A 21,475-nucleotide genomic window follows, 5' to 3' on the forward strand; every position below is an offset into this window, starting at 1 on the left:
TCGGCAAAGGGCCGGAACCCGGTGATCCTTGGGAGAGAGCCCCTCATGAGCACTCCGAACAGCCCTGTGCACCCCTTGGCCGGACAGCGCGTCGTCGTCATGGGCGGCAGCTCCGGCATCGGCGAGGCGGCGGCCGCGTTCTTCGCGGCGGACGGTGCGGAGGTGGTCATCACCGGCCGCGCGCAGGACCGCCTCGACGCCGCGGCGGACCGGATCGGCGGCAAGGTCACGACGTACCGGCTGGACGGCTCGGACCGCGCCGCGGTGGACGCCTTCTTCGCGGGCTCGGGGCCCGTCGACCACCTGGTCGTCGCGCTCAGCGGCAGCAAGGGCGGCGGCCCCTTCGCCGAGCTGGACCTGGCCGAGCTGGCGGACGGCTTCGCCGGCAAGTTCTGGCCGCACGTCCATGTGCTCCAGGCTGCCCTGCCCGCCCTGCGCCGCGACAGCTCGGTGACCCTGGTGACCGCTGCCTCCGCCCGCGCCGCCCTGCCCGGCACCGCCGGCCTGGCCGCGATCAACGGCGCCCTGGAGGCGATGGTCCCGCCCCTCGCCGTGGAACTGGCACCGCTGCGCGTCAACGCGGTCTCCCGGGGCGTCGTCGACACTCCCTGGTGGAACGGCGTGCCGGCCGAGCAGCGCCGAGCCCTCTTCGACGGCTTCGCCGCCATCACACCCGTCGGCCGCATCGGCCGGCCGGAGGACATCGCCCGCGCGATCCACATGCTCGCGGCCAACGGCTTCATGACCGGTGTGGTCCTGGAGGCGACGGGCGGGGCGACGCTGGCGACGGGGCGCTGACCAGCGCCCCGAACCATGGGCGCTCAGCAGCTCCAGTCCTGCTCCAGATCCAGTCCGCCCTCCCGCCGCTGCGTGAACGAGAACCAGTTCCCGGAGTCGTCCCTGAACAGCGCCTCCGTGCCGTACGGCCGCTCCTGAGGCTCCTGAAGAAACTCGACCCCGCGGTCCTTGAGCTTCTTGTAGTCGCCGTGGATGTCATCGGTCGCCAGCACCCCCGCGCCGAGCGCCCCCTTCGCGATGAGCTTCCTCATCATCTCCGCGGACTCGGGGTCCATCGCGGGCGGCCCCGGCACCATGAGCGTCAGCTCCACGTCGGGCTGGTCGGGGGCGCCGACGGTGAGCCAGCGCATGCCGCCCTCTCCCATGGTCATGTCCGTACGAACCTCAAGGCCCAGCTTCTGGGTGTAGAAGTCCTTGGCCCGGTCCTGGTCGAGGACCCAGACGGTGGTGGTGGCAAGCCCCTTGATCATGGCTCTGCTCTCCTGTCGGCGGCGTGGTGCGGTGGGACGGATTCCCCTTCGCCACCGTAGGCAGAGCCCGGTCCGGGGTGCTTCTCCGATCTTGCGGAACGGAATCCGCCAGCCCAGAGCATGGCGTAGCAGCCGGGTATCAGGGAGGCACCGCGGCCCACGTGCCGGGCGCGGTACTCGCTCGGTGTGCGTCCGGTGCGGGCCTTGAAGCGGGCGGAGAACGTGCCGAGGCTGCTGAAGCCGACGAGCGTGCAGATCTCGGTCACGGTGAGGTCGGCGCAGCGCAGCATCTCCTCGGCCCGCTCGATGCGCCGGTGGGTCAGATACTGGCCCGGCGTCTCGCCGTAGGCGTCCTTGAAGGCGCGCAGGAAGTGGAACCGCGAGTACCCGGCGTGCGCGGCGACCGCGTCGAGATCGAGACCGGGGTCGGCCCAGTCCCGGTCCATGACGTCCTTGGCCAGACGCATACGGCGCAGCTTGTCCATGCAGCCGATGGTGACACGGGGCACTGACAACGGCTCCGGCAACGGCAACGGCAACGGCCGGCACGAACACACCGGCACCAACGCAGAAGACCCCGGGGGCGGACACCACCCCGGGGTCTTCAGCTCAGGCGCGCCTCAGACCGCTTCGACGACCTGCAGCGGAGCCGCCTCGTCGCCGCTCTGCCCCGAAGGCTTCCCGCTCCTCAGCGGGACCTCCTTCACGAACAGCGCCGCGATCAGCACGATCACCGCGATCGCCGCGCCCAGCAGGAACGCCGAGTGCGTGCCGGCGGACACCGCGTGCTGGTACGCGTCCCGGATCGGCGCCGGCAGCATGTTGATGTGCTTCGCGTCCAGCGCGGCGCTCTTCTCGGTCATGTGCTTGCCCGCCGTGCCGGCCCGCTCCGCCATGACGTGCTGGACCCGGTCGTTGAACAACGCGCCCATGATGGCCACACCGAAGGAGGAGCCGAGCGTACGGAACAGCGTCGAGGACGACGAGGCCACGCCCATGTCCTTCATCTCCACGCTGTTCTGCGCGACCAGCATGGTGACCTGCATCAGGCAGCCCATGCCCAGCCCCAGCACGGCCATGTAGACGCCGGAAGTCAGCCGGGTCGTACCGGTGTCCATCAGGGACAGCAGGTACAGCCCGACGATCATCAGCGCGCCGCCGACGACCGGGAAGACCTTGTAGCGGCCGCTGTTGGTGGTCACCCGGCCCGCGACCATCGAGGTCACCAGCATCGCGCCGAGCATCGGCAGGAGCAGCAGACCGGAGTTGGTCGCGGAGGCGCCCTGCACGGCCTGCTGGTACAGCGGCAGATAGAGCGTGGCGCCGAACATCACGAAGCCGGTGATGAAGCCGATGAGGGACATCAGGCTGAAGTTGCGGCTCTTGAACATGTGCAGCGGTACGACCGGCTCGGCGGCCTTGGTCTGCCAGAACACGAACCCGATCAGCGCGGCGACGCCGATACCGATCAGTTCCATGATCCGCGCGGACGTCCAGGCGTACTCGGAGCCGCCCCAGGTGGTGACCAGCACGATCGAGGTGATGCCGACGGTCAGCAGCGCGACGCCGAGGTAGTCGATGCGCGCCTGCGTCCGCTTCTTGGGCAGGTGCAGCACGGCGCTGACCAGCGCCAGGGCCACAGCGCCCAGCGGCAGGTTGATGTAGAAGGACCAGCGCCAGCCCCAGTTGTCGGTGATGGTGCCGCCGACCAGCGGGCCGCCGATCATCGCCAGCGCCATGACGCCGGCCATCATGCCGGTGTACTTGCCGCGCTCGCGCGGCGGGATCAGGTCGCCGATGATCGCCATGACGCCGACCATCAGACCGCCGGCGCCGAGGCCCTGCACGGCGCGGAAACCGATCAGCTCGCCCATGTTCTGGGCCATGCCGCTGAGCGCCGAGCCGATCAGGAAGAGCACGATCGAGCCGAGGAAGGCGCCCTTGCGCCCGTACATGTCCCCGACCTTGCCCCAGATCGGGGTGGAGGCCGCGGTGGCCAGGGTGTAGCCGGTGACCACCCAGGACAGGTGCTCCAGGCCGCCCAGATCGCCGACGATCGTCGGCATCGCCGTACCCACGATCATGTTGTCGAGCATCGCGAGCATCATCGCGATCATGAGCGCGAGCAGGACCACCCGCACGCTCCTGGGCCGTTTGCCCTCCGTGCCGCTTTCGACTGTGTCCGCCATCTCTTCCCACTCCCCGTACGGCGGCTACTTACTTGCCGCCCGGCTAGCTCACTACACTGGGAAGGTAGACCCGTAACTAGCCGGGCGTCAAGTAAGTTTCCGCGGAAGCGCGAGGAGTACGAGGATGGGCGTCACCATGGACGGCACCCCCAAGCAGCAGCGCCGCGGAAACACCCGCCAGCGCATCCAGGACGTGGCACTCGAACTCTTCGCGGAGCAGGGCTATGAGAAGACCTCTCTGCGCGAGATCGCCGAGCGCCTCGACGTCACGAAGGCGGCCCTCTATTACCACTTCAAGACCAAGGAAGAGATCATCGTCAGCCTCTTCGAGGATCTGACGAAGCCGATCGAGGACCTGATCGAGTGGGGCCGCAGCCGCCCGAACACCCTGGAGACCAAGCAGGACCTCGTGCGGCGCTACAGCGAGGCCCTGTCCGGCGCCGAGCCGCTGTTCCGCTTCATGCAGGAGAACCAGGCGACCGTGCGGGAACTGCGCATCGGTGACACCTTCAAGGACCGCATGCGAGGCCTGCGGGACATCCTGATGGACCCCGGGGCCGACCTCGTGGACCAGGTGCGCTCCGTCAGCGCGATGTTCACGCTGCACGCGGGGATGTTCGTGATGCAGGACCTGGAAGGCGACCCCGAGAAGAAGCGCGAGGCCGTTCTCGAGGTCGCCCTGGACCTGATCACGCAGGCGCACGAACACGCCCGCAAGAAGGACTGACTCAGACGGTGACGCCCATGCCGCGCAGGAACGCGACCGGGTCGACGGCGGAGCCGTAGTTCGGGGTCGTACGGATCTCGAAGTGCAGGTGCGGGCCGGTGGAGTTGCCGGTGGAGCCGGACAGGGCGATGTGCTGGCCGGTCTTGACGATCTGGCCGGCCTTGACGTCGATCCGGGACAGGTGCGCGTACTGCGAGTAGCTGCCGTTGCCGTGCTTGATCACGACGGCGTTGCCGTACGCGGGGCCGTCACCGGCGCCGTTCGGGCCGGCCTTGACGACGGTGCCGCCGTGCGCGGCGACGACGTCGGTGCCGGTCGGCACGGCGAAGTCCTGCCCGCTGTGCTTGGCGACCCAGTGGCTGCCGGCCTGCATGAAGCCGGCGGAGAGCGTGTACGACTTCACCGGGTCGACCCAGGAGGCGGCCGACGGGGCGGCGGCGCTCGCGACCCCGGTCCCCAGCACGGCCGTGGCGCCGATACCGGCGGCCAGGACGGCCACGCGGGTGCGGAGCGAGGACGTACGGGAAGAACGGGACGTGACGCGCTGGAACATCGAAACCTCGTCGACTCGGTGACAGAACGCCACCCCGCGAACAGGCGTCCGGCGGGGCGGCCATCTCTTGGTAACCGAGCACCCCGGCCAGCCCCAAACGCCCCGTCTACGGCAGCTGGTAGTAGGCGACCCTGAGACCACCGCGTCGTTCCAGGGTGAAAGCCCTTCTCCTTCAGGCGACGGATCCCACTATGCAGGCTAGTAAGGGACATTTCGCCTGTGCCGCTTATCACCGGCCACCCGAACCGACGATCACAGAAATGTGATGCACACCCCTAGGCACCTACCGTCCGGTAACCCTACGGTTCCCTTCGCGCCACCCTCGCCGAAGATCATGCCCCTGACATTTCAGGCACGCGTACGGACGTACGGACGTGAGAGGACCCCCACCGATGACCAGACGCCCCATGGCGCGCCGCATCTCCGCCACCGCCGTATCCGTGGCCGCCCTGGCCGCGATGGCCGCCCCGGCCCAGGCCGCGACCACGGCCGGCTCCTCCGCCACCGCCGCGAAGGTCGACTACGCCACCTGGCAGAAGGACTGCCAGACGGTGATGGACCAGGCCCTGCCGTATCTGAAGGAGCGCATCGCCGCCGCGGAGCCGGGCGAGAAGCAGGCGATCGTCTTCGACATCGACAACACCACGCTGGAGACCGACTTCGGTTTCAGCTACCCGCAGCCGGCCAACAAGCCCGTGCTGAACGTCGCCAAGTACGCCCAGGAGCACGGCGTCTCGCTGTTCTTCGTCACGGCCCGCCCGGGCATCATCTACCTGCCCACGGAGTACAACCTCGAACACGACGGCTACGACGTCTCCGGCCTCTACGTCCGGGGGCTGTTCGACCTCTTCAAGGACGTCGCCGCCTACAAGACAGCCCAGCGCGTCGACATCGAGAACAAGGGCTACTCGATCATCGCGAACATCGGCAACAGCGCCACCGACCTCTCCGGCGGCCACGCCGAGAAAACCTTCAAACTGCCCGACTACAACGGCCAGTTGTCGTAACCGGCATTTGCCGGGCATGGACAAGGGGCCGGTGCCCGAAAGCACCGGCCCCTTTTGGCTCGGCCGATCCGCCGGAGGCTTACGCGTCCTTGCTCAGGTTCGGCCCGGCACCGCCGGCCGCCTGCTCGATCGGCGGGACGTCGGGCAGTGCCGACTTCTCCTCACCCCGGAAGGTGAAGGCCTGGGTGTCGCCCTCGCCCTCGGTGTCCACGACCACGATGTGACCGGGGCGCAGCTCGCCGAAGAGGATCTTCTCCGAAAGCGTGTCCTCGACCTCGCGCTGGATCGTGCGGCGCAGCGGACGCGCGCCCAGCACCGGGTCGTAACCCTTCTTGGAGAGCAGCTCCTTGGCGGACTGGGAGAGCTCGATGCCCATGTCCCGGTCCTTCAGGCGCTCGTCCACCTTGCTGATCATCAGGTCGACGATCCGCAGGATGTCCTCCTGCGTCAGCTGCGGGAAGACGACCACGTCGTCGACGCGGTTGAGGAACTCGGGACGGAAGTGCTGCTTCAGCTCGTCCGACACCTTGTTCTTCATGCGCTCGTAGTTGGTCTTCGTGTCACCCGCGGCGGCGAAGCCGAGGTTGAAGCCCTTGGAGATGTCCCGGGTGCCGAGGTTGGTCGTCATGATGATGACCGTGTTCTTGAAGTCCACGACCCGGCCCTGGGAGTCGGTCAGGCGACCGTCCTCCAGGATCTGCAGCAGCGAGTTGAAGATGTCCGGGTGGGCCTTCTCGACCTCGTCGAAGAGGACGACGGAGAACGGCTTGCGGCGGACCTTCTCGGTCAGCTGGCCGCCCTCTTCGTAACCCACGTATCCGGGCGGGGAACCGAAGAGACGCGACACCGTGTGCTTCTCGCTGAACTCCGACATGTCGAGGGAGATCAGCGCGTCCTCGTCACCGAAGAGGAACTCGGCGAGCGCCTTGGAGAGTTCGGTCTTACCGACACCGGACGGGCCGGCGAAGATGAACGAACCACCCGGACGCTTCGGGTCCTTGAGGCCCGCACGCGTACGACGGATCGCCTTCGAGAGCGCCTTGACGGCGTCGTTCTGGCCGATGACCCGCTTGTGCAGCTCCTCCTCCATGCGGAGCAGGCGGCTGGACTCCTCCTCGGTCAGCTTGAAGACCGGGATACCGGTGGCCGTGGCGAGGACCTCGGCGATCAGCTCGCCGTCGACCTCGGCGACGACGTCCATGTCGCCGGCCTTCCACTCCTTCTCCCGCTTGGCCTTGGCGGCCAGGAGCTGCTTCTCCTTGTCGCGGAGGGAGGCGGCCTTCTCGAAGTCCTGCGAGTCGATCGCGGACTCCTTGTCCCGGCGGACGGCGGCGATCTTCTCGTCGAACTCGCGCAGGTCCGGCGGAGCGGTCATCCGGCGGATGCGCATCCGGGAGCCCGCCTCGTCGATCAGGTCGATCGCCTTGTCGGGGAGGAAGCGGTCCGAGATGTAGCGGTCGGCCAGGGTGGCCGCCTGCACCAGGGCCTCGTCCGTGATGGAGACGCGGTGGTGCGCCTCGTACCGGTCGCGCAGGCCCTTGAGGATCTCGATCGTGTGCGGCAGGGACGGCTCGGCGACCTGGATGGGCTGGAAGCGGCGCTCCAGGGCCGCGTCCTTCTCCAGGTGCTTGCGGTACTCGTCCAGGGTGGTCGCACCGATGGTCTGCAGCTCACCGCGGGCCAGCATCGGCTTGAGGATGCTCGCCGCGTCGATGGCGCCCTCGGCGGCACCCGCACCGACCAGCGTGTGCAGCTCGTCGATGAACAGGATGATGTCGCCGCGGGTGCGGATCTCCTTGAGCACCTTCTTCAGGCGCTCCTCGAAGTCACCGCGGTAGCGGGAGCCGGCGACCAGGGCGCCGAGGTCCAGCGTGTACAGGTGCTTGTCCTTGAGCGTCTCGGGCACCTCGCCCTTGACGATCGCCTGGGCGAGGCCCTCGACGACGGCGGTCTTGCCGACGCCGGGCTCACCGATCAGCACCGGGTTGTTCTTCGTACGGCGGGACAGCACCTGCATGACCCGCTCGATCTCCTTCTCGCGCCCGATGACCGGGTCGAGCTTGGACTCACGAGCGGCCTGGGTGAGGTTCCGGCCGAACTGGTCCAGGACGAGGGAGGTCGAGGGCGTGCCCTCGGCGGGGCCACCGGCGGCGGCGGTCTCCTTGCCCTGGTAGCCGGAGAGCAGCTGGATGACCTGCTGCCGCACCCGGTTGAGGTCTGCGCCCAGCTTGACCAGGACCTGGGCGGCGACGCCCTCGCCCTCACGGATCAGGCCGAGCAGGATGTGCTCCGTGCCGATGTAGTTGTGGCCCAGCTGAAGGGCCTCGCGGAGCGACAGCTCCAGGACCTTCTTGGCACGGGGGGTGAAGGGGATGTGACCGGACGGGGCCTGCTGGCCCTGGCCGATGATCTCCTCCACCTGCTGGCGGACCGCCTCAAGCGAAATGCCGAGGCTCTCCAGGGCCTTAGCGGCGACACCTTCGCCCTCGTGGATGAGACCCAGGAGGATGTGCTCGGTGCCGATGTAGTTGTGGTTGAGCATCCGGGCTTCTTCCTGAGCCAGGACGACAACCCGCCGCGCGCGGTCGGTGAACCTCTCGAACATCGTTAATCGCTCCTCAGAGCGGTCAGGCAGTGGGGGGAACTTCCCCTCCCTGTCCTTCCGCAGCTTAGTCCCGCAAGCGGGGACCGCTCATTCCAACTGCCGACACCGTCGATGGCCTCCTGACCCCGAACGCCGACATCTGCTCCAACCCGATGGTGCGAGACGATGTTCCCGCAGGCCAGGCAGATATCCCAGTCGCCAGTACGCCGATGGCGAACGTGAGACGGCCCGTCCTGCGTGTCGCCCCCTCCCACTAGGCATGTCTTACCCGCTGGGACTGAGACTCCATGCCGCGCGCACCGGTTCACTCCGCTATGGGCGAACAACCTTGCGCCTCCCCGCACCTCCGCGCGCCCCCCTTTTCGGCACTTTGCGCGATCGACAGGGCACCTAGCGTAACTTGCCGGTCGCTTCGGCGGTTGCGGGGGGCATGGTCGGCTCGGTCTCCGTGCTCTCAACGGTCCCCCTTCCCCGTCGCCCCTCGGATCCGGGCGTCCCGGACCCCGGCGATCTTCCGGCCTGCCCGGATGCCCGGGCCCGTCACTGGTACGAGAACGATCTGGGGTGGGCGACAGTGCCCGGACGGCCGCTGCGACTGCTCACGGGGGTGCGGTTCGACGTCCTGGACGTACCGGCCGAGGCGGGCGCGGGCGCGCTCCGGCATCTCGCGCCGGGCTCTCCGGTGGCCCTTCGGGGCGACCGGATGGAGCTGCTGCTGGCCGCGGGCAGCGCCGAGGAGCTGCCGGGGCTGCTGGAATGGCTGGAATGGGGCGCCGTCACCCTGGACCTACGGGTCCTGGGCGCCGGGGACGCGATGGAGGCACCGGCTCCGACGGGGGTCGGATCCGTGCAGGGGGCCGCCGTATGGCTGCGGCCCCCTGGGCCTGGGGGCGAGGTCGAGGCCTCGCTGCCGGCGATGCCGGCTCTGGGGCGCGAGGCGAGCGCCCCCGATCTCGTACGGCTGGTGGACACGGTGGCAGCGCACTGTCACCGGGTGCGGCTGCGGCGACTGCGCGCCGGACTGCCGACCGCCTGCCGGCGGGATCAGCCGTTGGCCTTCTCGTAGGCCTCGCGAATGGTCGCGGGAACACGGCCGCGGTCGTTGACCTCGTAACCGTTCTCCTTCGCCCAGGCGCGGATCGCCGCGGTGTCCTGGTTGCCACCGGAAGCAGCACGCGCCTTTCCACGTCCGCCCGACGCACGGCCACCGGTACGCCGGCCGCCCTTCACATAGGGGTCGAGAAGGCCGCGCAGCTTGTCCGCATTGGCGGTCGTGAGATCGATCTCGTACGTCTTGCCGTCCAGCGCGAACGTCACGGTCTCGTCCGCCTCGCCGCCGTCGAGGTCGTCGACAAGAAGGACCTGAACCTTCTGTGCCACCGGATTTCCTTTCATCGATAACGTTGAGGGGTCAGGGGTCTGCGGCGTCCGCCGTTTCGCCGCCCCTGTTATATGCAGTACTGCAGTACGTCGGAAAGCAAACCGCTTTTGCCGGAAAAACACAAACCCCTGGGAGAGGACCGACGGGCGGCCTCCGTCCGGAAACATGCGCGTTTCGGACATAGGGCACCCGGGCAATGACGATCACAGATGCAGAAGCATCCGGCTGTTGCCCAAGGTGTTCGGTTTCACTCGTTCGAGACCCAGGAACTCCGCGACGCCCTCGTCATAGGAACGCAAGAGCTCCGCGTACACATCGGTGTCGACCGGTGTCTCCCCGATCTCCACGAAGCCGTGCTTCCCGAAGAAGTCCACTTCGAAGGTCAGGCAGAAAACCCGGCGAACGCCGAGCCAGCGCGCGGTCTGCAGCAACTTCTCCAGCAACTGGTGGCCGACGCCGGCGCCCTTGAGACCGGGCTTCACCGCCAGAGTGCGGACTTCCGCGAGGTCCTCCCACATGACGTGCAGCGCGCCGCAGCCGACCACCTCGGCGTTGTCGTCGCGTTCCGCGACCCAGAACTCCTGGATGTCCTCGTAAAGCGTGACCGTGGCTTTGTCGAGCAGGATCCGGTCACGGGCGTAGGCGTCGAGGAGGCGGCGCACGGCCGGGACATCGCTGGTCCGGGCGCGCCGGACGGTGATGGCTTTTGCGGAGACTTCAGGACGCTCTGCTGACATGAGCGGACGCTATCGCTCGTCCGCGGCCCCGGCCGAGCCGGGGTTCTCCTCTTGCCGGGCTCCGGGCGCTTCCTGTTGCGCGGCTTCCTCTTGCGCGGCTTCCTGTTGCCGCGGTGCGGGGGCTTGAACGGTTTCCGGGCCCTGGACGATGCGTACGGCGTCCCTGAGGGCCTGGCGCTGTTCCTCGCTCATCATCCCGAAGAACGCGACGAGAGCGGCGGCCGGGTTGTCGCTCTGCGACCAGGCGTCGTTCATGAGGGCGGCGGCGTACGCGGCCCGCGTCGAGACGGCCTCATAGCGATAGGCGCGCCCTTCCGCCTCGCGGCGGACCCAGCCCTTCTGATGGAGATTGTCCAAAACGGTCATCACGGTGGTGTACGCGATGGAGCGTTCCTGCTGGAGGTCTTCCAGGACTTCTCGAACGGTCACCGGGCGGTTCCACTTCCACACCCGCGTCATGACCGCGTCTTCGAGTTCTCCCAATGGGCGAGGCACAACTCAGAACAATAGTGGGAGATCCCTGCAATGGCGTGCCGGACGTGCACTAAGCCCGCGAATAGGAACAAAAAGGGCGTACGGCTCGAAGTCGCATCAGGGCGGCGCCCGCCCGGCAGGCCGCCTCAGGCATCGCCAGGCCGACCAGGCCGGCTCAGGCGTCGCCGCCGGCGGAGGCCTGACGCGCACCCTCCGCGCGCGCGAGGGCGGCGTCGACGGCGGCGTCCTCCTTGGCCTTGGCGGCCCCGCCCTGGGTCTTCACGATCACCCTGACCACACCGATGAAGAACACGGCCATCACGACCGGAGGCACGAGCGCGGAGACGTAGTCCATGCCTCCAGAGTAGCCACGGGGCAACGGGCGAAAGGTACGGGGTGCGCGAACCGCCCCCGAGTCGGCGCGGCGCTCAGCCGGCGGCCAGCTGGCGGCTCTCGGCGGGATTCGCCGGATCCGCCGGAGGCGTCGGCTTGCGGCGCGGGAAGACCTCCCCCGGGGTCGGGATGGGCCGCTTCGGCGCGGCCGGCTCCGTGGCGGGCCGCTCCGCAGGCGCCGGGCCGGGCTTGGGCGCCGGCTTCGTCGCGGGACTCTGCGCGGGCTTCTGCGCCGGTTTCTGCGACTCCTCCGCCTGCCGGGCCCCGGAGTCCGCGCCGCCGCCCGGAAGGGCCGTCAGACGGGCGCGTGAAGGCGGCACGGCGGGCGCGGGCACCTTGCGCGCGCCCTGCGCGAACCGGGCCCGTACGTCCTGCTCGGCCAGCGCCCGGCAGCGGTCCAGCAGTGCGGCCGCCCCCGGGTTGCCGCGCAGCGCCCGCAGCGCGGCGAGATCCTCCGGCGCCGGCCGGTGCCCGGCCCCCAGCGCCTCCTCCAGAAGGGTGAGGTAGCCGGCGGCGGTACCCGGGAGCGCGGCCCGGTACCGGCCGAGGTCGGCCACCAGGAAAGCGCGCAGTCTCGCCCCCTCGCGCATCGCCTCGTCGAGCGACTCTGCGAGCCGGAAACAGTCCTTGACGTCCTCGGCGGACGCTTGGCCGGGGTGAAGGGCGAGGGCGAGGGCGCGGCGGAGCACACGCAGCTCCTCCACGCCGAACGCCATGCCGCCGCGGGATCCGTATGGCGTGGGCATGCGGCGACGCTACCGCTAATCGGACAAAAGTGACGGATCGGGATGTCTTTTCGAGGCGTGTCGCTCCCGGTTTCCCCCGACCGGGGCCACGGACACGCCCCACGCGCGCGTGCAGCGAAGCACACCGGCGCTCCAGGAGGGCGCCGGTCGGCTCACAGCCGCGACACGTTCCGCTCGTACACCAGGCGCAGCCCGATCAGCGTCAGCCACGGCTGGTGCTCGTCGATCACCGAGGACTCCCCCAGCACCATCGGCGCGAGCCCGCCCGTGGCGATCACCGTGACGTCGTCCGGGTCGTCGGCCAGCTCCCGCGCCATCCGGCTGACGACCCCGTCGACCTGCCCGGCGAAGCCGTACACGATGCCGGACTGCATGGCCTCGACGGTGTTCTTGCCGATCACGCTGCGCGGCCGGGCCACCTCGATCTTCCGCAGCTGCGCGCCCTTGACGCCGAGCGCCTCCACGGAGATCTCGATGCCGGGCGCGATGACGCCGCCGACGTACTCCCCGCGCGCGGAGACCGCGTCGAACGTGGTCGCCGTACCGAAGTCGACGACGATCGCCGGGCCGCCGTACAGCTCGACGGCCGCGACCGCGTTGATGATCCGGTCGGCGCCGACCTCCTTGGGGTTGTCCGTGAGGATCGGCACGCCGGTCTTCACGCCCGGCTCGACCAGGACCGCGGGGACGTCGCCGTAGTAGCGCCGGGTGACCTCGCGCAGCTCGTGCAGCACCGACGGGACCGTCGCGCAGATCGCGATGCCGTCGATGCCGTCGCCCAGCTCCTCGCCGAGCAGCGGGTGCATGCCCATCAGGCCCTGCAGCAGCACCGCCAGCTCGTCCGCCGTGCGGCGCGCATCCGTGGAGATGCGCCAGTGCTCGACGATGTCCTCGCCGTCGAACAGCCCGAGGACGGTGTGCGTGTTGCCGACGTCGATCGTGAGCAGCATGGCCGTTACTCCGCCTCGCGCAGGTCCAGGCCGATGTCCAGGATCGGCGAGGAGTGGGTGAGCGCGCCGACGGCCAGGAAGTCCACGCCCGTGTCGGCGTACATGCGCGCGATGTCGAGCGTCAGCCGGCCGGAGGCCTCCAGCAGCGCCCGCCCGCGGACGATCCCGACGGCCTCCGCGCACTCGTCGGGCGTGAAGTTGTCCAGCAGGATCAGGTCCGCGCCCGCCTCGACGACCTCGCGCAGCTGGTGCAGGGTGTCGACCTCGACCTCGATCGGAACGTCCGGGAACTGCTCCCGTACGGCCTTGAAGGCCTGCGCGACGCCACCGGCGGCCACCACGTGGTTGTCCTTGACCAGGGCCGCGTCGGACAGCGACATGCGGTGGTTGACGCCGCCGCCGCAGCGGACGGCGAACTTCTCCAGCGAGCGCAGCCCGGGGGTCGTCTTGCGGGTGTCCCGCACCCGCGTGCCGGTGCCCTCCAGTGCGTCCGCCCACGCGCGCGTGGCCGTCGCGATGCCGGACAGGCGGCACAGGATGTTCAGCGCGCTGCGCTCGGCGGTCAGCAGGTCACGCGTGCGTGTCGTGACCGACAGCAGCTTCTGCCCGGCCTCGATCCGGTCGCCGTCCTCGGCGTGCCGCTCGACCTCGAACTCGTCCGTGCAGACCACGGAGAGCACCGCCTCGGCGACCCTGAGGCCCGCCACGACGCCCGCCTCACGCGCGGTGAAGTCGCCGGTGGCGACGGCCTCCTCGGGGATGGTCGCGACGGTCGTCACGTCCACGCCGCCGTCCAGGTCCTCCTGGATGGCCACGTTGGCGATGTCCTCGACCTCTACGGGGTCGAGCCCGGCGGCGGCCAGCAGCTCGGCGAGCGCGGGGTCGAGCCCGCTCTCCAGGTACTCCTCGTCGCCCTCGGCGCCGCAGGCGCAGCCGTCGCCGCAGCCGCCGGTGGGGGCGAGGGGAAGGTCGTCGGTGCTCACGTCTGTCACTGCTCCTGAGGCGCTGGTGTTACCGGGTAGGGGGGAAGTCTGCGGTGTCGGTGGTGTGCACGGCCAGCGACCGGTCGGGGTTCAGCCGTACGACGATGTGCCGCCGCCAGTGGGTGTCGTCGCGCTCGGGGCTGTCCTCGCGCCAGTGGCAGCCGCGGGTCTCCTCACGCATCCGCGCGGCGGCGACCAGGACGCGGGCGACGCACAGGAGGTTGGTGGCCTCCCAGGTGTCGACGCCGGGCTCGGCGGTCTTTCCGTTCTCGTCGAGGGCGTCACGGGCCTCGCTGTGCAGCTGCTGGAGCTGCCCGGCGGCCTTCGCGAGGGACTCCTCCGAGCGCAGCACGCCCGCGCCCTCGGTCATGATCCGCTGGATGGCGAACCGGGCCTCGGGGGCGAGCAGCGGGTGCTCCGGCCTCTCGGGGTCCGGGACGGGCTGGGGCACGCGCGCGTGGAGGCCGTTCTCCGCCCGCACCGCGGCGATGTCGGCGGCGATCCGCTCCGCGTAGACGAGGCCTTCGAGGAGGGAGTTGGAGGCGAGCCGGTTCGCGCCGTGCACACCGGTGCAGGCGACCTCGCCGCACGCGTACAGGCCGGGCACGGTCGTGCGTCCCTGCGCGTCGGTGCGGACGCCTCCGGAGGCGTAGTGGGCGGCCGGGGCGATCGGGATGAAGTCGGTGACCGGGTCGATGCCGTTGGCACGGCAGGCGGCCGTGATGGTCGGGAAGCGGTGCTCCCACATCTCGGCGCCGAAGTGCCGGGCGTCGAGGTACATGTGCTCGGCGCCCTGCTCCAGCATCCGCCGCAGGATGCCCTTGGCGACGATGTCCCGGGGCGCCAGCTCGGCCAGCTCGTGCTGCCCGACCATGAAGCGCACACCGTCGGCGTCGACCAGGTGGGCGCCCTCGCCGCGCACCGCCTCGGACACCAGCGGCTGCTGGCCCTCGGCGTCCGGGCCGAGGAACAGCACGGTCGGGTGGAACTGCACGAACTCCAGGTCGCTGACCTCGGCGCCCGCGCGCAGCGCCAGCGCCACGCCGTCACCGGTCGACACGGACGGGTTGGTGGTCGCGGAGAACACCTGGCCCATGCCGCCGGTCGCGAGGACCACCGCGGGGGCGTGCACGGCGCCCACGCCGTCGTGCTGGCCCTCGCCCATCACGTGCAGCGTGACACCGGCCGTACGGCCCTCGGCGTCGGTGAGCAGGTCCAGCACGAGCGCGTTCTCGATGGTGCGCAGCCCACGCGCGCGTACCGCCTCCACGAGCGCCCGGGAGACCTCCGCGCCGGTCGCGTCGCCGCCCGCGTGGGCGATCCGGCGCCGGTGGTGGCCGCCCTCGCGGGTGAGGTGGATGTCGCCCTCGTCGTCGGTGTCGAAGTGGGCGCCGGTGGAGATCAGCCGCCGTACCGCGTCGGGGCCCTCGGTGACGAGGATCCGTACGGCCTCCTCGTCGCACAGGCCCGCGCCGGCCACCAGGGTGTCCCCCAGGTGCTGTTCGGGCGTGTCGCCCTCACCGAGCGCCGCGGCGATGCCGCCCTGCGCCCAGCGGGTGGAGCCGTCGTCCAGGCGGGCCTTGGTCACGACGACGGTCGTCAGGCCCGCGGCCTCGCAGCGCAGGGCGGCGGTCAGACCGGCCACTCCGGAGCCGACGACGACCACGTCCGCCGGGATGGACCACCCGGGGGCGGGCGCGTGCAGTCGTATGCCTGTGCTGGTGCCTGTGCTGGTCACGAGGCGGCTCCGAAGGTGAGAGGGAGGTTGTCGATCAGCCGGGTCGTGCCGACCCGGGCGGCGACGGCGAGGACGGCCTCGCCGGTGAAGTCGTCACCGATCTCGGTGAAGTCGGACGGGTCGACGAGGGCCAGGTAGTCCAGTTCGAGCGGCGGAGAAAGGCGCGCGGCCTCCTCCAGCACCTGCCGTGCGGCCGCGCGGACGGCCGCCGGGCCGCCGGGGGACGCCGTGGCGACCGCATGCGCGTCGGCGGCCGCACGGGACTCCCCGAGGGCGCTCAGCGCCTCGGCACGCGCGCGCGTGGAGGGCACTTCGCGGGCACGCGCGCGCAGTGCCTCCTGCGCGGCGTGCCGGTCGCTGCCCGCGAACAGTGCCCGGGACAGCGCGAGCGCGGTACGGCGCTCCTCCGGCGAGAGGTAGCGGTTGCGGCTGGACAGGGCCAGCCCGTCCTCCTCGCGCACGGTCGGCACGCCGACGATCTCCACGCCGAAGTTCAGGTCCCGCACCATGCGCCGGATCAGGGCCAGCTGCTGGGCGTCCTTCTGGCCGTACAGGGCCACGTCGGGGCGGGTGAGGTGCAGCAGCTTGGCGACGACGGTGAGCATGCCGTCGAAGTGGCCGGGCCGCGAGGCGCCCTCCAGGCGTTCGCCCATGGGGCCCGCGGTGATCCGGACCTGCGGAGCGCCTCCGGGGTAGACCTCGTCCACGGACGGCGCGAACACCACGTCCGCACCGGCCTGCTCGGCGAGCTTCAGGTCGGCGTCCAGGGTGCGCGGGTAGCGGTCCAGGTCCTCACCGGCGCCGAACTGCAACGGGTTGACGAAGACGGTGACGACGACCTCGCCGTCCGGGCCGGCGATCCCACGCGCCGTGCGGATCAGCGTGGCGTGGCCCTCGTGCAGGGCGCCCATGGTCATCACGACGGCGCGGCGGCCACGGCGCACACGCGCGTGCAGCTCGCCGGCGGTGCTCAGCAGGGCGGTGGTCATCGGTCGTTCCCCTCGGTGCCGTGAGTGCCGTTCGTGCCGCCGGCTCCGTCGGCCAGCACGCCGAGCAGGTCCTCGGCGAGTTCGGGCTTCAGCAGGCCGTGTGCGAGCGCCCGGTCGGCGGTCGCGCGGGCCATCGCGACGTAGCCCGCGACGGTCTGCGGGGCGTGCTTGCGCAGCTCGGTGATGTGCGCGGCGACCGTGCCGGCGTCCCCGCGCGCGACGGGCCCGGTGAGCGCCAGATCGCCGGAGCGCAGCGCGTTGTCCAGGGCGGCGCCGAGCAGCGGGCCGAGCATCCGGTCGGGCGCCCCGACGCCCGCGGTACGCAGCAGCTCCATCGACTGGGCGACCAGGGTCACCAGGTGGTTGGCGCCGAGCGCGAGGGCCGCGTGGTAGAGCGGGCGGTTCTGCTCGCTGATCCACTCGGGCTCGCCGCCCATCTCGATGACGAGGGCCTCGGCGGCGAGCCGCAGCTCCTCGGGCGCGGTGACGCCGAAGGAGCAGCCGGCGAGGCGCTGGACGTCCACGGGGGTCCCGGTGAAGGTCATCGCCGGGTGCAGCGCCAGCGGCAGCGCACCCGCGCGCAGGGCCGGGTCGAGGACTCCCGCGCCGTACCGGCCCGAGGTGTGCACGAGCAGCTGCCCGGGCCGTACCGCACCGGTCTCGGCGAGGCCGGTGACCAGGCCGGGCAGGACGTCGTCGGGGACGGTGAGCAGCACCAGGTCGGCCCGCTGCAGAACCTCGGCGGGCGGCACCAGCGGCACGTCCGGCAGCATGGTCTCGGCACGCCGCCGGGAGGCGTCGGAGACGCCGGAGACGGCCACCGGGCGGTGCCCGGCGAGCTGGAGGGACGCGGCGAGCGCGGGGCCCACGCGGCCGGCGCCGACGACACCGACGGTGAGCCGCGCGGGGCGGTCCTTGAGGTCTGGCTGGTGGACTGTACTCACGCGACGGCGGCCTTCCGTTCCAGTCCGCTCTGGGTACCGGACGATTTCTCGTCATGTTAACGCTATCTCGGTCCGGTGCCGATCGGCCGTCCACAGGCTGTGGGTTACGCCACGTGTACGCCACGCAGCCACCTGTCCACCGGCGCGGCATGATCCGCACATGACCGACACGGCGGACACGAACGACGGGCAGCAGGCGGAGCAGTCCCCACGGGAACGGATGAGGGAACGGCGCCGGGCAGCCTTCGCGAAGGCGGAACGTGTGCTGTCCCGCCCGGGCTTCCAGCGCACGATCCGGGAGCGGCTGGCAGCTCTCCAGGAAGCGGCACCCGAGGTGTACGACCTGGACCGGCACGCGGACATCTACGGCGACGGGATCGTGGCGGACCTGGAGGAACGGGTCGCGGCCCTGCTCGGCACCGAGGCCGCCGCGTTCTTCCCGACCGGCACGATGGCCCAGCAGGTGGCGCTGCGCTGCTGGGCGGGCCGCACCGGCAACCGCGCGGTCGCCCTGCACGCCCTGGCCCACCCGGAGGTGCACGAACGGCACGCGTTCAGCCAGGTCAGCGGGTTGCGTCCGGTGCGCGTGACCAGTGAGCCCCGGCTGCCCACCGCCGCCGAGATACGCGACTTCGACGAGCCCTTCGGCGCGCTGATGCTGGAACTGCCGCTCCGGGACGCCGGTTTCGTGCTGCCCACCTGGGAGGAGCTGACCGAGGTCGTCGAGGCCGCGCGGGAGTGCGACGCGGTGGTGCACTTCGACGGCGCGCGCCTGTGGGAGTGCACCGTCCACTTCGGCCGGCCCCTCGAAGAGATCGCGGGCCTCGCGGACAGCGTCTACGTGTCGTTCTACAAGTCCCTCGACGGCTTCGGCGGCGCCGCGCTGGCCGGCCCGCAGACGCTGGTCGATGAGGCGAAGACCTGGCGGCACCGGTACGGCGGCATGGTCTTCCAGCAGTTCCCCACCGCGCTGTCGGCGCTCGCCGGCCTGGAGCGCGAGCTGCCCCGGCTGCCGGACTACGTGCGGCACGCGCGCGTGGTCGCCGCCGCGCTGCGGGAGGGCTTCGCCGCGGCAGGCGTACCGTCGGTGCGCGTGCACCCCGGGGAACCGCACACGCACGACTTCCAGGTCTGGCTGCCGTACGAACCGGACGTCCTCATGGAGGCGGCGGTGCGCCAGGCCGAGGAGACGGGAACGTTCCTCTTCGCCAACCCCTGGGACCGCGGCGCGCCGGGGCTGTCCTTCACCGAGGTCGCCGTGCGCTCGCAGGGCCTCCAGTGGACGGCGGACGACGTGCGGGCGGCCGTCGCCGACTTCGTGGAGCGCCTGCCCACGGGGTGATCACACGGCGCGCAGGCGCAGCCACCGGCGCAGGGCGCACCGCACCCGCCCCCGCGCCGGACGCCCGGCGACGACCGCGTGGAAGCGCCGGTAGTCGCGCAGTTCGCGCACCAGGGCGGCGTCGTGCCGGCCCGGCGCGGGCGGCTCCGGTTCGCCGAGCACGCGGGCACGGTAACTGTCCAGGAGGTACTGCTGGGTGATGCTCATGGGATGGCCTTCTCGGGACGTGGACTGATCGGTGACGGACGGGTGTCCGATCGGGCTCCGCGGCTGCCCCGGTGCCTCCAGCCTGCTCCCGGCCGGGGCGGCTGTCCCGTGGATTGACGCCTGCCGTCAATCCACGGCGGCGCTGTCAGTGGCCGGGTGCACGATGGAGGGCATGAGCGTGACCATCGACATCACCGGACTGCCACCGGAGCGGGTCTCCGTCGTGCCCTCTCCGCTGGCGGAACTGGGAATGGCCCTGCACGCCCTCAGCGAGCCCGGCCACCACCCCGGCCTCCAGGGCTGGGCGACGGCCGTCTCGTCCCGGCTGGACCCCTGCCTGGCCGACCGGCTGTGCGAGGCGGAGTTCCTGTGGCGTACGACGTTCTCGGACGTCTTCGCCCCGTTCGCGGGCATCCCCGGCGGCCACGCGCTCCCCGGTGCCACGCTCGCCGAGGAGCTGGACCAGCTGGACAAGCTGACGGACCACCAGTTCGTCACCGCGGCACTCGAGTTCACCTGCCAGCTGCGCTACGACTCCCAGGTTTCCGGCCCCCTCGAAGACCCGGAGCTGCGCCGGCGCTCCCTGGAACTGGCCGCCGCGCGCGGTGCCGTACAGGAGCGGTTCACGCGTCGGCTGCTGGAGGATCCGCCGGCCGTCCGCGCCTGGTTCCGGGAGCTGATGCTCGACTGCGACGAGGCCTTCTTCGCCGACGTCTGGGCCCGCGTCCAGCCCCAGCTCGCCGCGGACGCCCGGCACAAGAGCGAACTGCTGCGCCGCAAGGGCCTCGGCGAGGCCCTGGCGTCCCTCTCGGGAGCCGTCTCGCTGGACCAGGAGGCCGCGCTCATCACCGTCGACAAGCTCCTGGAGGGCCACACCGCCACCGGTGACGGCGGCCTGGTCCTCGTCCCGACGAGCCTGGGCTGGCCGCATGTGATGGTCCTGCACCGGTACGGCTGGCAGCCCGCGATCACCTATCCCGCGAGCGGCACGCGACCGCAGGCCCCGTCCGTCGAGCAGCTCACCCGCCGGCTGGAGGCGCTGGCCCACCCGGTGCGGCTGCGGCTGTGCCGGCATCTCGCGCGGTCCCCGCACACCACCGGCGAACTGGCCGACGCCCACGGCATGTCGGCCCCCGAGATATCCCGGCACCTCTCGGTGCTGAAGAAGGCGGGCCTGATCACCGACTGCCGCCGGGGCCGGTACGTCCAGCACCAGCTGGACCTGTCGGCGGTGGCCCGGCTGGGCAGCGACTTCCTCGAGGGCGTCCTGCGCTGAGGCCGCGCCCGTACGGCTCCCGCCTCGGCGTGGCCCTGGATACAGCCGGCAGGGCCCGGTCCCGACCGCCGGGGACGCTCCGGCACCCGGCGCCCAGCCGCGACCTCTCAGGCACCGGACGGTCCCGTGTCTCTGATCACCCGAAACGCAGCGGCACACGCCGCCCCGGCGGCAAACGAGCAGGCACCGGGCCGTCCCGCGTCTCGGACCACCGGACACCGACACCCGCCGCCCCAGCCGTGGACCGTCCAGGCACGGGCAGGGAAGGTCTCAGCCGTGCCCGCCCGCGCGCACCAGGCCCGTCTCGTAGGCCAGCACCACGACCTGCACCCGGTCGCGCAGGCCGAGCTTGGTCAGGATGCGGCCCACATGGGTCTTCACGGTCGCCTCGCTCAGCACCAGCCGGGCCGCGATCTCACCGTTGGACAGGCCCTGCGCGACCAGCACCATCACCTCGCGCTCCCGGTCGGTGAGCCGCTCCAGCTCCTTGTGCTGCGGCTCCTTGCCGGCGGAGGGCAGCATGGGCGCGAAGCGGTCCAGCAGGCGCCGGGTGGTGGAGGGCGCCACGACCGCGTCGCCGCTGTGCACGGCACGGATCGCGGCCAGCAGATCACCGGGCGGCACGTCCTTGAGCATGAAGCCGGAGGCGCCCGCCTTCAGCCCGGAGAAGGCGTACTCGTCGAGGTCGAACGTGGTCAGGATCAGCACCTTGGGCGGATTGGGTTCGGCGCAGATCCGCCGGGTGGCCTCCACGCCGTCCAGCTTCGGCATGCGCACGTCCATCAGGACGACATCGACGGCGGTGGAGCGGATCACCTGGAGGGCCTCGACGCCGTCGCCCGCCTCCGCGACGACCTCCATGTCCGGCTGGGCGGCGAGCACCATCCGGAATCCGGTGCGCAGCAGCACCTGGTCGTCCACGAGCATCACGCGGATCGTCATCGGGCCTCTTTCGTTCGGGGCGGT

23 protein-coding genes are annotated in these 21,475 nt (G+C 70.9%); 6 read left to right on the forward strand and 17 right to left on the reverse strand.

Annotated features, from left to right (window positions below; all coding sequences use genetic code 11):
• Nucleotides 1-45: 45 nt before the first annotated feature.
• Entirely contained in the window at nucleotides 46-798 is a 753-nt protein-coding gene (locus tag ACIGXP_RS28790) for an SDR family oxidoreductase (RefSeq protein WP_399773128.1), read from the forward strand.
• A 23-nt stretch (nucleotides 799-821) separates the two neighbouring features.
• On the opposite strand, the gene ACIGXP_RS28795 is transcribed toward ACIGXP_RS28790, so the two are convergent.
• The 3 genes from ACIGXP_RS28795 to ACIGXP_RS28805 form a co-directional block, all read right to left on the reverse strand.
• On the reverse strand, nucleotides 822-1,268 hold the full coding sequence (locus ACIGXP_RS28795) for a VOC family protein (protein ID WP_399773130.1): 447 nt from the start codon (nucleotides 1,266-1,268) through the stop codon (nucleotides 822-824).
• A complete protein-coding gene (locus ACIGXP_RS28800) occupies nucleotides 1,265-1,753 on the reverse strand; it encodes a helix-turn-helix transcriptional regulator (RefSeq protein ID WP_399773133.1) in 489 nt (162 codons plus the stop codon). Before ACIGXP_RS28800 ends, ACIGXP_RS28795 begins: the two co-directional genes overlap by 4 nt.
• A gap of 135 nt (nucleotides 1,754-1,888) precedes the next feature.
• Nucleotides 1,889-3,457: an MDR family MFS transporter gene (locus ACIGXP_RS28805; RefSeq protein WP_363216629.1), complete on the reverse strand. Its 1,569-nt coding sequence runs from the start codon at nucleotides 3,455-3,457 to the stop codon at nucleotides 1,889-1,891.
• A gap of 124 nt (nucleotides 3,458-3,581) precedes the next feature.
• On the opposite strand from ACIGXP_RS28805, the gene ACIGXP_RS28810 reads away from it, so the two are divergent.
• Nucleotides 3,582-4,184, forward strand: a complete 603-nt coding sequence (locus tag ACIGXP_RS28810; RefSeq protein ID WP_363216628.1) for a TetR/AcrR family transcriptional regulator — start codon at nucleotides 3,582-3,584, stop codon at nucleotides 4,182-4,184.
• Nucleotide 4,185: 1 nt separating this feature from the next.
• On the opposite strand, the gene ACIGXP_RS28815 is transcribed toward ACIGXP_RS28810, so the two are convergent.
• Nucleotides 4,186-4,737 carry a M23 family metallopeptidase gene (locus ACIGXP_RS28815; RefSeq protein ID WP_363216627.1) on the reverse strand — a complete coding sequence of 184 codons (552 nt, stop codon included), beginning with the start codon at nucleotides 4,735-4,737 and terminating at the stop codon, nucleotides 4,186-4,188.
• Nucleotides 4,738-5,129: 392 nt separating this feature from the next.
• On the opposite strand from ACIGXP_RS28815, the gene ACIGXP_RS28820 reads away from it, so the two are divergent.
• A complete protein-coding gene (locus ACIGXP_RS28820) occupies nucleotides 5,130-5,744 on the forward strand; it encodes an HAD family acid phosphatase (RefSeq protein ID WP_363216626.1) in 615 nt (204 codons plus the stop codon).
• A 79-nt stretch (nucleotides 5,745-5,823) separates the two neighbouring features.
• Here ACIGXP_RS28820 and ACIGXP_RS28825 read toward each other — a convergent pair whose 3' ends face one another.
• Nucleotides 5,824-8,349 carry an ATP-dependent Clp protease ATP-binding subunit gene (locus ACIGXP_RS28825; protein ID WP_363216625.1) on the reverse strand — a complete coding sequence of 842 codons (2,526 nt, stop codon included), beginning with the start codon at nucleotides 8,347-8,349 and terminating at the stop codon, nucleotides 5,824-5,826.
• A gap of 430 nt (nucleotides 8,350-8,779) precedes the next feature.
• Here ACIGXP_RS28825 and ACIGXP_RS28830 point away from each other — a divergent pair, with 430 nt between their 5' ends.
• A complete protein-coding gene (locus tag ACIGXP_RS28830) occupies nucleotides 8,780-9,415 on the forward strand; it encodes an SCO3374 family protein (RefSeq protein WP_399773139.1) in 636 nt (211 codons plus the stop codon).
• On the opposite strand, the gene ACIGXP_RS28835 is transcribed toward ACIGXP_RS28830, so the two are convergent.
• From ACIGXP_RS28835 to ACIGXP_RS28880, 10 genes are all read right to left on the reverse strand, one after another.
• Nucleotides 9,394-9,729 (reverse strand): Lsr2 family protein, encoded by a 336-nt coding sequence (locus ACIGXP_RS28835; protein ID WP_360089949.1) that lies wholly within the window; start codon nucleotides 9,727-9,729, stop codon nucleotides 9,394-9,396. The genes ACIGXP_RS28830 and ACIGXP_RS28835 overlap by 22 nt on opposite strands.
• Before the next feature lie 204 nt (nucleotides 9,730-9,933).
• Nucleotides 9,934-10,467 carry an amino-acid N-acetyltransferase gene (locus tag ACIGXP_RS28840; RefSeq protein ID WP_208899534.1) on the reverse strand — a complete coding sequence of 178 codons (534 nt, stop codon included), beginning with the start codon at nucleotides 10,465-10,467 and terminating at the stop codon, nucleotides 9,934-9,936.
• A gap of 9 nt (nucleotides 10,468-10,476) precedes the next feature.
• Nucleotides 10,477-10,926: a BlaI/MecI/CopY family transcriptional regulator gene (locus ACIGXP_RS28845; protein ID WP_399773142.1), complete on the reverse strand. Its 450-nt coding sequence runs from the start codon at nucleotides 10,924-10,926 to the stop codon at nucleotides 10,477-10,479.
• Nucleotides 10,927-11,116: 190 nt separating this feature from the next.
• Nucleotides 11,117-11,296, reverse strand: coding sequence for a hypothetical protein (locus tag ACIGXP_RS28850; protein ID WP_270082353.1), 180 nt, complete (start codon nucleotides 11,294-11,296; stop codon nucleotides 11,117-11,119).
• A 73-nt stretch (nucleotides 11,297-11,369) separates the two neighbouring features.
• On the reverse strand, nucleotides 11,370-12,050 hold the full coding sequence (locus ACIGXP_RS28855) for a hypothetical protein (protein WP_399773531.1): 681 nt from the start codon (nucleotides 12,048-12,050) through the stop codon (nucleotides 11,370-11,372).
• A 182-nt stretch (nucleotides 12,051-12,232) separates the two neighbouring features.
• Nucleotides 12,233-13,030: a type III pantothenate kinase gene (locus tag ACIGXP_RS28860; protein ID WP_363216622.1), complete on the reverse strand. Its 798-nt coding sequence runs from the start codon at nucleotides 13,028-13,030 to the stop codon at nucleotides 12,233-12,235.
• A 5-nt stretch (nucleotides 13,031-13,035) separates the two neighbouring features.
• Entirely contained in the window at nucleotides 13,036-14,013 is a 978-nt protein-coding gene (gene nadC / locus ACIGXP_RS28865) for a carboxylating nicotinate-nucleotide diphosphorylase (RefSeq protein ID WP_363216621.1), read from the reverse strand.
• A 28-nt stretch (nucleotides 14,014-14,041) separates the two neighbouring features.
• The gene (locus tag ACIGXP_RS28870) at nucleotides 14,042-15,751 is read right to left on the reverse strand and encodes an L-aspartate oxidase (RefSeq protein WP_363216620.1); all 1,710 of its coding nucleotides are present in this window, start codon (nucleotides 15,749-15,751) and stop codon (nucleotides 14,042-14,044) included.
• On the reverse strand, nucleotides 15,748-16,740 hold the full coding sequence (gene panC, locus ACIGXP_RS28875; protein WP_399773146.1) for a pantoate--beta-alanine ligase: 993 nt from the start codon (nucleotides 16,738-16,740) through the stop codon (nucleotides 15,748-15,750). Before panC ends, ACIGXP_RS28870 begins: the two co-directional genes overlap by 4 nt.
• Nucleotides 16,737-17,684: a Rossmann-like and DUF2520 domain-containing protein gene (locus tag ACIGXP_RS28880; RefSeq protein WP_399773149.1), complete on the reverse strand. Its 948-nt coding sequence runs from the start codon at nucleotides 17,682-17,684 to the stop codon at nucleotides 16,737-16,739. Before ACIGXP_RS28880 ends, panC begins: the two co-directional genes overlap by 4 nt.
• 160 nt (nucleotides 17,685-17,844) lie before the next feature.
• On the opposite strand from ACIGXP_RS28880, the gene ACIGXP_RS28885 reads away from it, so the two are divergent.
• Nucleotides 17,845-19,026 (forward strand): threonine aldolase family protein, encoded by a 1,182-nt coding sequence (locus ACIGXP_RS28885; RefSeq protein WP_399773152.1) that lies wholly within the window; start codon nucleotides 17,845-17,847, stop codon nucleotides 19,024-19,026.
• Here the strand turns inward: ACIGXP_RS28885 and ACIGXP_RS28890 are convergent, their stop codons facing one another.
• Nucleotides 19,027-19,233, reverse strand: a complete 207-nt coding sequence (locus ACIGXP_RS28890; protein ID WP_399773154.1) for a hypothetical protein — start codon at nucleotides 19,231-19,233, stop codon at nucleotides 19,027-19,029.
• A 172-nt stretch (nucleotides 19,234-19,405) separates the two neighbouring features.
• Between ACIGXP_RS28890 and ACIGXP_RS28895 the strand changes: the two genes are divergently transcribed.
• On the forward strand, nucleotides 19,406-20,509 hold the full coding sequence (locus ACIGXP_RS28895) for a DUF5937 family protein (RefSeq protein WP_399773157.1): 1,104 nt from the start codon (nucleotides 19,406-19,408) through the stop codon (nucleotides 20,507-20,509).
• A gap of 270 nt (nucleotides 20,510-20,779) precedes the next feature.
• Here ACIGXP_RS28895 and ACIGXP_RS28900 read toward each other — a convergent pair whose 3' ends face one another.
• The gene (locus tag ACIGXP_RS28900; RefSeq protein WP_363216614.1) at nucleotides 20,780-21,451 is read right to left on the reverse strand and encodes a response regulator transcription factor; all 672 of its coding nucleotides are present in this window, start codon (nucleotides 21,449-21,451) and stop codon (nucleotides 20,780-20,782) included.
• Nucleotides 21,452-21,475: the final 24 nt, after the last annotated feature.

The organism is Streptomyces sp. NPDC053069 (genome assembly GCF_044546895.1).
GTDB lineage: Bacteria > Actinomycetota > Actinomycetes > Streptomycetales > Streptomycetaceae > Streptomyces.

Coding starts and splice junctions, on each gene's coding strand:
- ACIGXP_RS28860 (WP_363216622.1), bottom strand. CDS start 13,030: ATGCTGCTCACGATCGACGTCGGCAACACGCACACCGTCCTCGGGCTG.
- panC (WP_399773146.1), bottom strand. CDS start 16,740: ATGACCACCGCCCTGCTGAGCACCGCCGGCGAGCTGCACGCGCGTGTG.
- ACIGXP_RS28810 (WP_363216628.1), top strand. CDS start 3,582: ATGGGCGTCACCATGGACGGCACCCCCAAGCAGCAGCGCCGCGGAAAC.
- ACIGXP_RS28805 (WP_363216629.1), bottom strand. CDS start 3,457: ATGGCGGACACAGTCGAAAGCGGCACGGAGGGCAAACGGCCCAGGAGC.
- ACIGXP_RS28795 (WP_399773130.1), bottom strand. CDS start 1,268: ATGATCAAGGGGCTTGCCACCACCACCGTCTGGGTCCTCGACCAGGAC.
- ACIGXP_RS28850 (WP_270082353.1), bottom strand. CDS start 11,296: ATGGACTACGTCTCCGCGCTCGTGCCTCCGGTCGTGATGGCCGTGTTC.
- ACIGXP_RS28840 (WP_208899534.1), bottom strand. CDS start 10,467: ATGTCAGCAGAGCGTCCTGAAGTCTCCGCAAAAGCCATCACCGTCCGG.
- ACIGXP_RS28790 (WP_399773128.1), top strand. CDS start 46: ATGAGCACTCCGAACAGCCCTGTGCACCCCTTGGCCGGACAGCGCGTC.
- ACIGXP_RS28885 (WP_399773152.1), top strand. CDS start 17,845: ATGACCGACACGGCGGACACGAACGACGGGCAGCAGGCGGAGCAGTCC.
- ACIGXP_RS28830 (WP_399773139.1), top strand. CDS start 8,780: ATGGTCGGCTCGGTCTCCGTGCTCTCAACGGTCCCCCTTCCCCGTCGC.
- ACIGXP_RS28845 (WP_399773142.1), bottom strand. CDS start 10,926: ATGACGCGGGTGTGGAAGTGGAACCGCCCGGTGACCGTTCGAGAAGTC.
- ACIGXP_RS28895 (WP_399773157.1), top strand. CDS start 19,406: ATGAGCGTGACCATCGACATCACCGGACTGCCACCGGAGCGGGTCTCC.
- ACIGXP_RS28820 (WP_363216626.1), top strand. CDS start 5,130: ATGACCAGACGCCCCATGGCGCGCCGCATCTCCGCCACCGCCGTATCC.
- ACIGXP_RS28900 (WP_363216614.1), bottom strand. CDS start 21,451: ATGACGATCCGCGTGATGCTCGTGGACGACCAGGTGCTGCTGCGCACC.
- ACIGXP_RS28855 (WP_399773531.1), bottom strand. CDS start 12,050: ATGGCGTTCGGCGTGGAGGAGCTGCGTGTGCTCCGCCGCGCCCTCGCC.
- ACIGXP_RS28815 (WP_363216627.1), bottom strand. CDS start 4,737: ATGTTCCAGCGCGTCACGTCCCGTTCTTCCCGTACGTCCTCGCTCCGC.
- ACIGXP_RS28890 (WP_399773154.1), bottom strand. CDS start 19,233: ATGAGCATCACCCAGCAGTACCTCCTGGACAGTTACCGTGCCCGCGTG.
- ACIGXP_RS28800 (WP_399773133.1), bottom strand. CDS start 1,753: ATGGACAAGCTGCGCCGTATGCGTCTGGCCAAGGACGTCATGGACCGG.
- ACIGXP_RS28825 (WP_363216625.1), bottom strand. CDS start 8,349: ATGTTCGAGAGGTTCACCGACCGCGCGCGGCGGGTTGTCGTCCTGGCT.